This is a genomic window from Pseudomonas sp. DL (assembly GCF_047199225.1).
GTDB lineage: Bacteria > Pseudomonadota > Gammaproteobacteria > Pseudomonadales > Pseudomonadaceae > Pseudomonas > Pseudomonas aeruginosa.
In genome coordinates, this window is the sequence record NZ_CP178323.1 from 1,093,924 (window position 1) to 1,108,096 (window position 14,173).

A 14,173-nucleotide genomic window follows, 5' to 3' on the forward strand; every position below is an offset into this window, starting at 1 on the left:
TCGGCCTCATCCTGACAACGAACCCGCTCCCAGGTGTACGCCCCATGCTGAAGACCCGTCTCATCCCGGCCGCCGCCGGCGCTTATCAGTATCCGTTGCTGATCAAGAGCCTGATGCTTTCCGGCCGTCGTTACGAAAAGAGTCATGAAATCGTCTACCGCGACCAGGTGCGCTACAGCTACGCCACCTTCAACGAGCGCGTCGCGCGCCTGGCCAACGTACTCAGCGAGGCCGGGGTGAAGGCCGGCGACACGGTGGCGGTGATGGACTGGGACAGCCATCGCTACCTGGAATGCATGTTCGCCATCCCGATGATCGGGGCGGTGCTGCATACCATCAACATCCGCCTCTCCCCGGAACAGATCCTCTACACCATGAACCACGCCGAGGATCGCTTCGTGCTGGTGAACAGCGAGTTCGTCCCGCTCTACCAGGCGATGGCGGGGCAGCTGGCCACGGTGGAGCGGACCATCCTGCTCACCGACGGCGCGGAGAAGAGCGCCGAACTGCCCGGCCTGGTCGGCGAATACGAGTCGCTGCTGGCCGCGGCCAGCCCGCGCTACGACTTCCCCGATTTCGACGAGAACTCCATCGCCACCACCTTCTACACCACCGGCACCACCGGCAATCCGAAAGGTGTGTATTTCAGCCACCGGCAACTGGTCCTGCACACTCTGGCGATGGCTTCGACCATCGGCAGCCTGGACAGCATCCGCCTGCTCGGTACCAGCGACGTGTACATGCCGATCACCCCGATGTTCCATGTCCACGCCTGGGGCACTCCGTACGTGGCGACCATGCTCGGGGTCAAGCAGGTCTATCCCGGGCGTTACGATCCGGAACTGCTGGTCGAACTGTGGAAGCGCGAGAAGGTCACCTTCTCCCACTGCGTGCCGACCATCCTGCAGATGGTGATGAACGCCAGGGCTGCCCAGGGCGTGGACTTCAAGGGCTGGAAGGTGATCATCGGCGGGAGCGCGCTGAACCGCTCGCTCTACGAGGCGGCCAAGGCGCGCGGCATCCAACTGACCGCCGCCTACGGCATGTCGGAGACCTGTCCGCTGATTTCCTGCGCCTACCTCAACGACGAACTGCTGGCCGGAAGCGAGGACGAGCGCACCACCTACCGGATCAAGGCCGGCGTGCCGGTGCCGCTGGTGGATGCGGCGATCATGGACGAACAGGGCCGCTTCCTCCCGGCCGACGGCGAATCCCAGGGCGAGCTGGTGTTGCGCTCGCCATGGCTGACCCAGGGGTATTTCCGCGAACCCGAGCGCGGCGAGGAGTTGTGGCGCGGCGGCTGGATGCACACCGGCGACGTGGCGACCCTGGACGGCATGGGCTTCATCGAGATCCGCGACCGCATCAAGGACGTGATCAAGACCGGCGGCGAGTGGCTGTCCTCCCTGGAGCTGGAAGACCTGATCAGCCGCCATCCGGCGGTACGCGAAGTGGCGGTGGTCGGGGTGCCCGATCCGCAATGGGGCGAGCGCCCGTTCGCCCTGCTGGTGGTGCGCGAGGGCCAGCAACTGGACGCCCGTGGCCTGAAGGAGCACCTCAAGCCTTTCGTCGAGCAGGGCAACATCAACAAGTGGGCGATCCCCTCGCAGATCGCGGTTGTTACCGATATTCCCAAGACCAGCGTCGGCAAGCTGGACAAGAAGCGCATCCGTATCGAGATCGCCCAGTGGCAGGAAGCCGGCAGCGCCTTCCTGTCGACCGTCTGACGGGGCTTTCCTACACCGCCGAAACGCCCGGAGGCCAAGCAAACGCTTGGTCTCCGCGTTTTCGCGACCGCCCGGTCATTCTCCATCCGCCGCAAAGGCGCGAGCCAGAGTGGTTGCGCCGCGCAAATCACACTTTCGAGGGATCAAGCGGCAGGCAGCGCTAGCTATAGTCCACGCACTCATAACAAAAAACACACATGGAGTAGCGTCGATGACAACCCGTAATCCGTTCTCGCGTCGGGCCCGGTTGCCGTTGGCCGTCAGCCTGGCTTCCTCGCTGGCGGCTCCGGCCTTTGGGGTGACCTTCAACATCGGGGAAATCGAAGGTTCCTTCGACTCGGCGTTGTCGGTCGGGGCCAGCTGGTCGACCGCCAAGCCGAACAAGAACCTGATCGGTGTGAACAACGGCGGCAAGGGACTTTCCCAGACCTCCGACGACAGCCACTTGAACTTCAAGCGTGGGGAAACGTTCTCGAAGGTCTTCAAGGGCATCCATGACCTCGAACTGAAGTACGGCGATACCGGTGTGTTCCTGCGCGGCAAGTACTGGTACGACTTCGAGCTGAAGGACGAGCACCGCGAGTTCAAGGACATCGACGACAGCGGCCGCAAGACCCTGGCCAAGTCCTCCGGCGCCGAACTGCTCGACGCCTTCATCTACCACAACTATGCCATCGGCGACCTGCCGGGCAGCGTGCGCCTGGGCAAGCAGGTGGTGAACTGGGGCGAGAGCACCTTCATCCAGAACGGCATCAGCGCCATCAACCCGATCGACGTCACCGCCTTCCGCCGGCCCGGCTCGGAGATCAAGGAAGGCCTGATCCCGGTGAACATGTTCTACCTGTCGCAGAACCTCACCGACAACCTGTCCGCCGAAGGCTTCTACCAGATCGAGTGGGACCAGACGGTGGTCGACAACTGTGGCACCTTCTTCTCCCAGCCGGACGTGGTGGCCGATGGCTGCGACCAGAACCTGGCGGTGCTGACCAACAACAAGGCGTCCATCAACCTGCTCAACAACGTGCTCGCCGGGGCTGGCCTGAGCGTTACCCCGTCGCCCTGGGACGAGGGCATCCTGGTCCGCCGCGGGCCGGACCGCGACGCTCGCGACAGCGGCCAGTACGGCTTCGCCCTGCGCTACTTCGCCGACGAACTGAACACCGAGTTCGGCGCCTACTACATGAACTACCACAGCCGCCTGCCGATCTTCAGCGGCCAGGGCGCCTCGGCCAGCACCATGGCGGCGATCAACGACCTCGCCACCCGCCTCGCCGCGATCAACCCGGCACTGGCCGCCCAGGCTGCGGCGGCGGCCACCGCCGGCAACTCCAGCTACTTCATCGAGTACCCGGAAGATATCCGCATGTTCGGCCTGAGCTTCTCCACCACGTTGCCCAACGGCACCGCGTGGAGCGGCGAAGTCAGCTACCGGCCCAACGCGCCGGTGCAGTTGAACACCACCGACATCCTCTTCGCCGGCCTCGACCCGGTGAGCATCGGGGGCAACCGCCCCTACGACAACGCCTCGGTGCTGAACGGCCAGGCCGGGCAGGACCTGCACGGCTATCGGCGCAAGGAGATCACCCAACTGCAGACCACCCTGACGCACTTCTTCGACCAGGTGATGGGCGCCGAGCGGCTGACCCTGGTGGGCGAGATCGGCTGGACCCACGTCGGCGGCCTGGAAAGCACCTCCAAGGCACGCTACGGGCGTGACCCGGTCTTCGGACCGGGGCCGCTGCCGGGGACCATCTCCGGCCTGGCCAGCTGCCAGGCGCTGAACGTCAGCACGCTGGGCACCGCCGAAGCGAACAACGTCAGCCGCTACTGCGAGAACGATGGCTATACCACCTCGGACGCCTGGGGTTATCGCGCCCGTGCGATCTGGGACTACAACGACGTGTTCATGGGCGTGAACCTCAAGCCCAGCGTGGCCTGGTCGCACGACGTCGATGGCTATTCGCCCGGCCCCGGCGCCAACTTCGAGGAAGGCCGCAAGGCGGTCAGCCTGGGGGTGGACGCGGAGTACCAGAACACCTACACCGCGAGCCTCTCCTACACCAACTTCTTCGACGGCAAGTACACCACCGTGGACGATCGCGACTTCGTCGCGCTCAGCTTCGGCATGAACTTCTGATGTACGCCGGCCCGGTGCGAACCGGGCCGGCGAGCAGGACTTAACGAGGACGACGAGCGAATGAAAACAACGAAGATTCTTCTGCATACCGGTGTACTGGCCCTGAGCCTGCTGGCCACCCAGGTGATGGCGGCGGTATCCGCCGACGAAGCGGCCAAGCTCGGCACCAGCCTGACTCCGTTGGGGGCGGAGAAGGCCGGCAACGCCGACGGCAGCATCCCCGCCTGGGACGGCGGCCTGGCGACCAACGCCGGCAGCGTCGACAGCCGTGGCTTCCTCGCCAACCCCTATGCCAGCGAGCAACCGCTGTTCACCATCACCGCGCAGAACGTCGACCAGTACAAGGACAAGCTGACTCCCGGCCAACTGGCCATGTTCAAGCGCTACCCGGATACCTACAAGATCCCGGTATACAAGACCCACCGCAGCGCCACCGTCCCGGCGGCGGTGCAGGAGGCGGCCAAGCGCAACGCCACCACCACCAAGCTGGTGGAAGGCGGCAACGGCCTGGAGAACTTCGATACCGCCAACCCGTTCCCGATCCCGCAGAACGGCCTGGAGGTGATCTGGAACCACATCACCCGCTATCGCGGCGGCAGCGTCCGGCGCCTGGTGACCCAGGCCACTCCGCAGGTCAACGGCTCCTACCAGCTGGTCTACTTCCAGGATGCCTTCACCTTCCGTACCAACCTGAAGGACTACAACCCGAACAAGCCGAGCAACGTGCTGTTCTACTTCAAGCAGCGGGTCACCGCGCCCTCGCGCCTGGCCGGTAACGTGCTGCTGGTCCACGAGACCCTCAACCAGGTCAAGGAGCCGCGCCTGGCGTGGCTCTACAACGCCGGCCAGCGCCGCGTGCGGCGGGCTCCGCAGGTGTCCTACGACGGTCCCGGCACCGCCGCCGACGGCCTGCGCACCTCGGACAACTTCGACATGTACAACGGTGCGCCGGACCGCTACGACTGGAAGCTGGAAGGCAAGAAGGAAATCTACATTCCCTACAACAGCTACAAGCTCGACGATCCGAAGATCAAGTACAGCGAAATCGTCAAGGCCGGCCACATCAACCAGGACCTGACCCGCTACGAGCTGCACCGCGTCTGGCATGTGGTCGCGACCCTGAAGCCGGGCGAGCGGCACATCTACGCCAAGCGTGACTTCTACATCGACGAGGACACCTGGCAGGCCGCCGAGATCGACCATTACGACGGTCGCGGCACCCTGTGGCGCGTGGCCGAGGCGCATGCCGAGCAGTACTACGACAAGCAGGTGCCCTGGTACGCGGTGGAAACCCTCTACGACCTGCTCTCCGGCCGCTACCTGGCGCTTGGCATGAAGAACGAGGAGAAACAGGCCTACGACTTCAACTACAGCGCTTCGGAAAGCGACTACACCCCGGCGGCGCTGCGCCAGGAAGGGGTACGCTGAGAAACGGCGTTCCTAGCCACGAAGAAACCGGCCTTGTGCCGGTTTCTTCGTTTTCGCGGGCGGCGTGCCGCTCCGGCCGTCAATTCATTACAAAGTGTTTTCCCGCCTCGCCCGCGGATTCCGTCGTCGCCATCCTCCCGGCGGGCACCTGTGTGGCCGGGAAACGTTTGCCGCGCCTGGACCGCGCCGGGAAACCGGTCTTTCCTTGGTTATCGAGCTGAAGCGCCGGTGCGCTATTTCGTCCGAGCCGATGGATAGTGCTTCAAATAGCCATCACTTGTGGTTAGTCTCCGGAGCGTTCACGCCCCATACATAAACCAAGAAACCGGGTGATGACTGACTTCTCGCGCACCTTCTCGGGCACTCCATCCGCCGTTCTGCCGACGGCCAACCGCTTTTTCCGCCCCCCGCTGCCGTCGGCCCATGTGGCGCGCCCGCGTCTTTGCCGTCGACTGCGCGACGGACTGGACGGTCGCCTGCTGCTGATCGCCGCGCCCGCCGGATTCGGCAAGAGTTCCCTGGCCATCGAGTTCTGCGAAAGCCTCGATCCGCGCTGGCAGAGCCTCTGGCTGGGACTGAGCAGCCGCGAGAGCGATCCCGGACGTTTCCTCGAACGCCTGCTCGATGGCTTGCGACAGTACCACCCGACCCTGGGCGAAGAGGCCCTCGGCCTGCTGAAGATGCGCCAGCGTCACCAGCCGTTCGCCTTCGAGACCTGGCTCGACGACCTGCTCGACGAACTCTGCCCCTGCCTGGACCCGCAGCGTCCCCTGCTACTGGTGCTGGACGATTACCACCTGGCCCAGGGCGCGGTGCTCGACCGTTGCCTGCAATTCCTCCTCAATCACCTGCCCGAGGGCCTGGTGCTGCTGGTCACCAGCCGGCAGCGGCCGGACTGGCACCTGGCGCGCCTGCGCCTGTCGCGGCAATTGCTCGAACTCAGCGAACAGGACCTGCGCCTGACCGCCGAGGAGAGCGGGGCGCTGATGGCCGCCAGCGGCCTCGAACTCGACGAGGACGCGCTGGACGCGCTGCTCGAGCGCAGCGAAGGCTGGGTCGCCGGGCTGCGCCTCTGGCTGCTGGCGCGCGGCGATCCAGAGGAGCAGGTCAGCCCCGGGGTACACGGCGCCGACGAACTGATCCGCGACTACCTGCTGGAGGAGGTGATCGAGCGGCAGCCGCCCGAGGTCCAGGCGTTCCTCGCCCAGACCGCGCGCTTCGAGCGCTTCTGCGCCGAGCTCTGCGATACCGTGCGCGAGGCCGGCGACAGCGCGGCGATCCTCGACCACCTGCAGCAGCACCAGGTCTTCCTCGTGCCGCTGGACGAAAACGGCCAGTGGTTCCGCTACCACCACCTGTTCTCCGACCTGCTGCTGGCGCGTCCCTTGCCCGACTTCGGTCCGTCCGCCGGCTCCCTGCACCTGCGCGCCTGCGGCTGGTTCAGCCGCCATGGCCTGCTCGACCAGGCGGTGGAGCAGGCGCTGCGCGCCGGCCAGCCGGACGTGGCGGCGAGCCTGGTGCAGAACCTGTCGGAAGAGCAACTGCTGGCGGAGCAGAACATCGCCACCCTGCTGCGCTGGAAGATGGACCTGCCGGACAGCCTCCTGGCGAGCACGCCGCGCCTGATCCTGCTATACGGCTGGGCGCTGGCGCTGGCCTGCCAGCTGGATGCCGCGGAAGAACTGGCCGGCCAACTGGCGCGTTTCCTGCCGGCGCCGGACGAGTCCGCGCAGCGCGACCTGCTGGCCCAGTGGCAGGCCCTGAGCGGGGTGATCGCGCGCGGCCGCGGCGATATCGACAAGGCCGAGGCGCACTGCCGCGAGGCCTTGCAGGACCTCGCCGGGGAGCGCTATGGCACCCGCCTGCAATGCCTGTCGACGCTGAGCAACCTGGCGGTGACCCGTGGCGACTTCTGGCAGGCGCGCAACTACAACCGCGACGCCCTGGAGTTCGCCCAGCGCTACGGCAACCCGCTGTTCGAGGCACTGGTCCATTACGACCGCGCCCGCGTCCTCCAGGCGCGCGGCGAGGTGGCGCGCGCCGAGGAGGAGGTGCGCCAGGGCCTGGAACGCCTCCAGCACCTGCCGGCGCAACGCCGCTACGCGGTGCGCGGGCGGCTCCTGCTGTACCGCGGCTACCTGCGCAGCCTGGCGCTGCAGCCGGACGAAGCGCGCAAGTGGATCAAGCAGGGAATCGAGGAAACCCGCAGCTGCCGGGATGTCAGCCTGGTGATCGGCTATTGCGTCCTGGCCAGCCTGGAAGGGCGCCTGGGCAACTACGCGGCGGCGTTCGCCCGGCTTGGCGACGTCGAGCGGTTGATGCATGCCTGGGATATCCCGCCGATCTACTACCTGGCGGCGATCACCCTGATCAAGTGCGAACTCTGGCTGGCCCAGGGCCAGACCGAACTGGCCGGCGTCTGGCTACAGCGCCTGGGCGGCACCTACGGCGGGCAGGCGGCCACGCCGCCGGAATGCAGTCCGCTGCTGCCGCTGCATGTGGAGTTGCTCCAGGCTGGCCTGGAGCGCCGCGAAGGACGCCCGGAGGAAGCCGCCCGGCGCCTGGACCGGCTGGCCCGCTCGACGCGGGAGAACGGCGCGTTGCTGCCGGCTCGCCTGGCCCTCGGCCAACTGGCCGCGCTGCACCTGGAGCAGGGCCGCGAGCGCGAGGCGCTGGCGACCCTGCAACAGGCCATGGAGGGCGCAGTCGGGGGAGCCTTGCTGCCGCTCCACGAATTGCTCGTGCAGCAGCCGGAATGGTTGCGCGAACAGTTGCAGCGCTTCCCTGCCTGTCCCGGCGCCCAGCGCATGCGCGCGCTGTTGCCGGAGCCGCCCGCCGAGCCCGCGGGCGGTGCGGGCGAGGTGCTCAGCGGGCGCGAACTGGCGGTGCTGGAGCTGATCGCCCAGGGGTTGTCCAACCAGGAGATCAGCGAGCGGCTGTTCATCTCGCTGCATACGGTGAAGAGCCACGCCCGCCATATCAACGACAAGCTCGGCGTCGAGCGTCGCACCCAGGCGGTGGCGCGGGCCAAGCACATGGGGTTGTTGCGCTAGGCGCGCCACCCCATGTGCCTGGCGTGCTGGCTCAGGGCTTCCAGCGTCGCAGGAGCAGGGCGTTGCCGACCACGCTGACGCTGGAGAAGGCCATCGCTGCGCCCGCCACCATCGGGTTGAGCAGGCCGAAGGCCGCCAGCGGGATGCCGATCACGTTGTAGATGAAGGCCCAGAACAGGTTCTGGCGGATCTTCGCGTAGGTCCGCCGCGAGATGTCCAGCGCCGCCGGCACCAGGCGCGGGTCGCCGCGCATCAGGGTGATGCCGGCGGCGTGCATGGCCACGTCGGTGCCGCCACCCATGGCGATGCCGACGTCGGCGGCGGCCAGCGCCGGGGCGTCGTTGATGCCGTCGCCGACCATCGCCACCACCCGGCCCCGGCCTTTCAGCTCGGCGACCGTGGCGGCCTTGTCCGCCGGCAGCACTTCCGCGTGTACGTCGTCGATGCCCAGGGCCTTGGCCACCACCGCCGCGCTGCCGCGGTTGTCGCCGGTGATCAGGTGGCTGTGGATATCCCGTCCGCGCAGGGCCTCCACCGCTTCGGCGGCGCCGTCCTTGAGGCTGTCGCCGAAGGCGAACAGGCCGAGCACGCGTTTCTCCGGAGCCAGTTCCAGCAGCCAGGACAGGGTGCGGCCCTCGGCCTCCCAGTCCGCGGCGGCACTCGCCAGCGCGCCGGGCTTGAGTTCCTGCTCGTCGAGCAGGCGGCGGTTGCCCAGGGCCAGCCGGCGACCCTCGACCTCGCCCTGGATGCCGCGACCGCTGAGGGCCTGGCTGGCGTTCACCGGCGGAACCTCCAGGTCGCGCTCGGCGCAGCGCTCGAGCACGGCCTTGGCCAGCGGGTGCTCGCTGCCGCGTTGCAGGGCGCCGGCGAGCCTGAGCAGTTGCTCCTGGTCGTCGCCGCCGAGGTGGATGATCTGCGGTCGCCCGGAGGTCAGGGTGCCGGTCTTGTCGAAGGCCACGCTGGTGACCGCATGGGCGACTTCCAGGGACTCGGCGTCCTTGATCAGGATGCCGTGGCGCGCGGCCACGCCGGTGCCGGCCATGATCGCGGTCGGGGTGGCCAGGCCGAGGGCGCAGGGGCAGGCGATCACCAGCACCGCCACGGCGTTAACCAGGGCCTGCTCCAGGCCGACCCCGGCGACCAGCCAGGCGCCGAGGGTGACCAGCGCGATGAGGATCACCACCGGGACGAAGACCTGGCTGACCTTGTCCACCAGCTTCTGGATCGGCGCCTTGGCGGCCTGGGCGTCTTCCACCAGGCGGATGATCTTCGCCAGCACCGTTTCCCCGCCGAGCGCAGTGGTGCGCAGGAGCAGGCGGCCTTCGCCGTTGATCGCGCCGCCGGTGACCTTGTCGCCGGGAGCCTTGGGCACCGGCAGGCTCTCGCCGGTGATCAGCGCCTCGTCGGCGTGGCTGCTGCCGTCGAGCACCTCGCCGTCCACCGGGAAGCGTTCGCCGGGACGCACCACCACCTCGTCGCCGAGGCGCAACTCGGCGATCGCCACCTCTTCCTCGCGACCGTCGCGCAGGCGCACCGCGCGCTCCGGGCGCAACGCCTCGAGGGCGCGGATGGCGCTGGCGGTCTGGCGCTTGGCGCGGCTTTCCAGGTACTTGCCGAGGAGGATCAGGGCGATCACCACGGTGGAGGCTTCGAAGTAGAGGTGCGGCATGTGGCCGGGCGGGGCGGTCAGCCAGAGGTAGACGCTGAGGCCGTAGCCGGCGCTGGTGCCGAGGGCGACCAGCAGGTCCATGTTGCCGGCACCGGCCTTCACCGCGCGCCAGGCGGAGACATAGAAGCGCGCGCCGATGACGAACTGCACCGGGGTCGCCAGGAGGAACTGCGCCCACGGCGGCAGCATCCAGTGCAGGCCGGCCCATTCCACCAGCATCGGCAGCACCAGCGGCAACGCCAGCAACAGCGCGGCGATCACCCACCAGCGTTCGCGGCGCAGGCGGCGCTCGGCATCGTCCTGGCGTGGTTGCCCCGCGTCGAGCAGGCGGGCCTTGTAGCCGGCCTGTTCCACCGCCTGTAGCAAGGCCTGGCTGTCCACGGCGCCGAGCAGCTCGAGGTGGGCGCGCTCGCTGGCCAGGTTGACGCTGACCTCGCGTACGCCGGGCACCTTCTTCAGCGCCCGCTCGACCCGGCCGACGCAACTGGCGCAGGTCATGCCCTCGATGGACAGTTCCAGGCTGCGCGCCGGAACCTGGTAGCCGGCCTGCTCGACCGCCGCCACCAGGGCCGGCAGGCTGTCCGCCGGGGCCTGTACGCGGGCCTGCTCGCTGGCCAGGTTGACCGAGGCGGCCGCGACCCCGGGCACTTTCTTCAGGGCTCGTTCGACACGGCCGGCGCAGGACGCGCAAGTCATGCCGCTGACCGGCAGATCGAGCTCGGTTAGCGTGGCGCTGTTCATGAGTCCTCCTTGGAATGGACAGAAGTGGCACCGCAGGCGCCCTGGGAGGCGCCGGTGAGATCTGTCGCCAGGTTCAGCCTTGACATCGTGTCAAGGTCAAGCCCCGGATTCATACAGGAAGGCGGCGCAGGGCGCAGTGGCGGCTTTATGTCGCAGGAGCAGGGGGGAGGGGGAATGGCGCTGGAAAACCGTTGCGGCACGGAAAAGCGGAGGGTTTTCACAGGGGTGGGACCGATAACACTAGACCTCGCGAAGGGCTGCGCCAAGGTATTTCGTCGCTTGCGGAAAAAAAACCTGCTGATGACGAAAAGTACTTTTTACCGTCATATTTTTTGCGGTATTTGTGGAACCGTAGACCGCCGAACCCTGCAGCACAGGTGGCGGCCCCGGCCCTCACCTCTGCTGTCAGGCTCTCCCCACCGGAAGAGAGAAGGCGGCTCGCCCCCCGGCGGAGCGCCGACCCGGCATTCCGTCGCCAGGCCCTTAGCAGAAGGTGATCGCGTATGGATGACCACGGACGTTCCCGCCCCACCCAGCCCACCCTGTACGTCCTCGATACCAATGTCCTGATCCACGATCCGAATGCCCTGTTGAACTTCCAGGAACACCGCGTCGCGATCCCGATGACGGTGCTCGAAGAGCTGGACAAGCTGAAGACCGGAAAGCACACCATCGCCGCCGAGTGCCGCCAGGCCATCCGCCTGATCGACCAGGTACTCGGCGAGGCCACGCCCGAGCAGGTAGAGGGAGGGGTACCGATCCAGCGTGGCAAGAACGGCCCCAGCGGCAGCCTGTCGATCCTCATGAGCAAGCGTGCCGAGCCCATCACCTGGCTGCCGGAGCACCTCAACGACAACAAGATCATCAACCAGTTGGTCGAGCTGAAGAGCCGCCACAGCGGCGTGCGCGTGGTGCTGGTGACCAAGGACATCAACATGCGCCTGAAGGCGCGCGCCTGCGGGGTGGACGCGGAGGACTACCACACCGACCAGTTGATCGACGACGTGGCCCTGCTGTCGCGCGGCTACCATTCCCTCGCCGGCTCTTTCTGGGACCGCGTGAGCAAGGTCGAGACCCGCCAGGACCACGGCCGTACCTGGCATCGCGTGCAGCTCACCGACAACCTGCCGGCGGTGCACATCAACGAGTTCATCGTCGACGAACAGGGCTTCGTCGGCTGGATCAAGGGCATCCAGCAGGACGAGCTGACCATCCTCGACCTGCACCAGGAGCCGCTCCTGCACCAGGAAGCCTGGGGCCTGCGGCCACGCGACGTGTACCAGTCGCTGGCGCTGTACGCGCTGCTCGACCCGGACATCCACCTGGTCAACCTGTCCGGTGCCGCCGGTTCCGGCAAGACCATCCTGGCGCTCGCCGCGGCCATCGAGCAGACCATGGTCAGCAAGCGCTACCGGCGCATCATCGCCACCCGCAGCGTGCAGGGCCTGGACGAGGACATCGGCTTCCTGCCCGGCACCGAGGCGGAAAAGATGGAGCCCTGGCTCGGCGCCATCACCGACAACCTCGAAGCGCTGCACATGGACGACGAATGCACCCATGGCAGCGTCGACTACATCCTCAGCAAGGTGCCGTTGCAGTTCAAGTCGCTGAACTACATCCGCGGGCGCAGCTTCCAGCAGAGCCTGATCCTCATCGACGAATGCCAGAACCTCACGCCGCACCAGATGAAGACCATCATCACCCGCGCCGGCAGCGGTTCGAAGGTGATCTGCCTGGGCAACCTGGCGCAGATCGACACGCCCTACCTGTCCGCCACCAGCTCCGGCCTGACCTACCTCACCGAACGCTTCAAGGACTTCCCCCACGGCGTGCACGTGACCCTGCAAGGGGTGCCGCGCTCGGTGCTGGCGGAGTACGCCGAGGCGCACATGTGAGGTAGCCGGCGGCAATCGCCGGCCGATATCCCGCCCGGTTGAAAAAGCCGGGCGGGATATACATCCTGCCAGGCCAGGCCAGGCCAGGCCAGGCCCGGTCCGGTCCGGGGACCGGGCCCGCATCGTTACCCGATCGGGATGAGGCGCCTTGCGCCGGCCTGCCCTACCTCTTTATGTATACAATCATCCCCCTTCCGAACCTCCCCCAGGCATCGCGTCATGCCCTCCAGGGCTTACAATGACTGGCCAGTATCCTCTTCCAGGAGCACCCACGTGCTGACCCATCTCGATTCCCAGGGCCGCGCCAACATGGTCGACGTCACGGAAAAGGCCGTGACCTCCCGTGAAGCCACGGCCGAGGCCGTGGTGCGCATGCGCCCGGAAACCCTGCAACTGATCCAGGACGGCGGCCATCCCAAGGGCGACGTCTTCGCCGTGGCGCGGATCGCCGGCATCCAGGCGGCCAAGCGCACCCACGAACTGATCCCGCTGTGCCATCCGCTGCTGCTTACCAGCGTCAAGCTCGAACTGCAGGCCGAGGCGCCGGACGCCGTGCGCATCCGCGCGCGTTGCCGGCTGGCCGGGCAGACCGGCGTGGAGATGGAGGCGCTCACCGCCGCCAGCGTCGCGGCCCTGACCATCTACGACATGTGCAAGGCGGTGGACCGCGGGATGGTCATCGAGCAGGTCCAGTTGCTGGAGAAGCTCGGCGGCAAGAGCGGCCACTACCGCAAAGAGGAGGAAGGGCAGGCATGATCCGCGTGCAGTATTTCGCCCGTTACCGCGAAGCCCTCGGCATCGACGGCGAGCAGTTGAACTGGGACGCCGGGCTGGCGACCCTCGGCGCCTTGCGCCAGCTCCTGGTGGAGCGCGGCGGGGCCTGGGAGCGTACCCTCGGCGAGCAGAACCTGATGTGTGCGCGCAATCAGGAACTGTGCGGCCTCGACGAGCCGTTGCAGGACGGCGACGAAGTCGCCTTCTTCCCCACCGTCACCGGAGGTTGAACCCATGGCCATCCGCGTCCAGCAGGCAGCTTTCGATCCGGGGCAGGAGCTTAACGCCCTGCATGCGCAGAACGTCGGCATCGGCGCGGTGGTCGGCTTCGTCGGCTACGTGCGCGACTTCAACGACGGTCGCGAGGTCGGCGGGATGTTCCTCGAACATTATCCGGGCATGACCGAGAAGGCCCTCGGCAAGATCGCCGCCGAGGCCGGGCAGCGCTGGCCGCTGCTGCGCCTGGAGATCCTCCACCGCATCGGCCGCCTGGAGCCGGGCGAGCCGATCGTCTTCGTCGGTTGCGCCAGCGCCCACCGGCAGGCGGCGTTCGACGCCTGCAACTTCGTCATGGACTACCTGAAGACCCGCGCGCCGTTCTGGAAGAAGGAAGACACCGCCGAAGGCCCGCGCTGGGTCGAAGGCCGCTGCAGCGACCAGGCCGCCGCGCAGCGCTGGGAGGAGTGACGTCTACCTCCTCGCGCCGCCGGCTTACCTCTTCGGAGGAATAGCCAGCCGGGGGCCCGCGG

At 67.3% G+C, this 14,173-nt stretch carries 9 protein-coding genes; 8 read left to right on the forward strand and 1 reads right to left on the reverse strand.

From position 1 onward, the window contains the following. Window positions 1–44: 44 nt before the first annotated feature. The 4 genes from ACI766_RS05130 to ACI766_RS05145 all read left to right on the forward strand — a co-directional run bounded on the left by ACI766_RS05130 (window position 45) and on the right by ACI766_RS05145 (window position 8,345). On the forward strand, window positions 45–1,727 hold the full coding sequence (locus tag ACI766_RS05130; RefSeq protein ID WP_016852487.1) for a fatty acid--CoA ligase: 1,683 nt from the start codon (window positions 45–47) through the stop codon (window positions 1,725–1,727). Window positions 1,728–1,938: 211 nt separating this feature from the next. Next, on the forward strand, window positions 1,939–3,864 hold the full coding sequence (locus ACI766_RS05135; protein ID WP_003093045.1) for a DUF1302 domain-containing protein: 1,926 nt from the start codon (window positions 1,939–1,941) through the stop codon (window positions 3,862–3,864). Between the two features lie 60 nt (window positions 3,865–3,924). Next, window positions 3,925–5,292 carry a DUF1329 domain-containing protein gene (locus ACI766_RS05140; protein WP_003103009.1) on the forward strand — a complete coding sequence of 456 codons (1,368 nt, stop codon included), beginning with the start codon at window positions 3,925–3,927 and terminating at the stop codon, window positions 5,290–5,292. Between the two features lie 332 nt (window positions 5,293–5,624). After that, window positions 5,625–8,345, forward strand: a complete 2,721-nt coding sequence (locus tag ACI766_RS05145; protein ID WP_012613628.1) for a helix-turn-helix transcriptional regulator — start codon at window positions 5,625–5,627, stop codon at window positions 8,343–8,345. Between the two features lie 31 nt (window positions 8,346–8,376). Here ACI766_RS05145 and copA1 read toward each other — a convergent pair whose 3' ends face one another. Next, window positions 8,377–10,755 (reverse strand): copper-translocating P-type ATPase CopA1, encoded by a 2,379-nt coding sequence (copA1, locus tag ACI766_RS05150; protein WP_003093042.1) that lies wholly within the window; start codon window positions 10,753–10,755, stop codon window positions 8,377–8,379. A 503-nt stretch (window positions 10,756–11,258) separates the two neighbouring features. Between copA1 and ACI766_RS05155 the strand changes: the two genes are divergently transcribed. From ACI766_RS05155 to moaE, 4 genes are all read left to right on the forward strand, one after another. Then, on the forward strand, window positions 11,259–12,650 hold the full coding sequence (locus ACI766_RS05155; RefSeq protein ID WP_003093038.1) for a PhoH family protein: 1,392 nt from the start codon (window positions 11,259–11,261) through the stop codon (window positions 12,648–12,650). Window positions 12,651–12,923: 273 nt separating this feature from the next. Then, the gene (gene moaC, locus ACI766_RS05160; protein WP_003093030.1) at window positions 12,924–13,406 is read left to right on the forward strand and encodes a cyclic pyranopterin monophosphate synthase MoaC; all 483 of its coding nucleotides are present in this window, start codon (window positions 12,924–12,926) and stop codon (window positions 13,404–13,406) included. Then, the gene (moaD, locus tag ACI766_RS05165; RefSeq protein WP_003093027.1) at window positions 13,403–13,654 is read left to right on the forward strand and encodes a molybdopterin converting factor subunit 1; all 252 of its coding nucleotides are present in this window, start codon (window positions 13,403–13,405) and stop codon (window positions 13,652–13,654) included. The genes moaC and moaD overlap by 4 nt, the downstream gene beginning before the upstream one ends. 4 nt (window positions 13,655–13,658) lie before the next feature. Continuing rightward, window positions 13,659–14,111 carry a molybdopterin synthase catalytic subunit MoaE gene (gene moaE, locus ACI766_RS05170; protein WP_003093025.1) on the forward strand — a complete coding sequence of 151 codons (453 nt, stop codon included), beginning with the start codon at window positions 13,659–13,661 and terminating at the stop codon, window positions 14,109–14,111. Window positions 14,112–14,173: the final 62 nt, after the last annotated feature.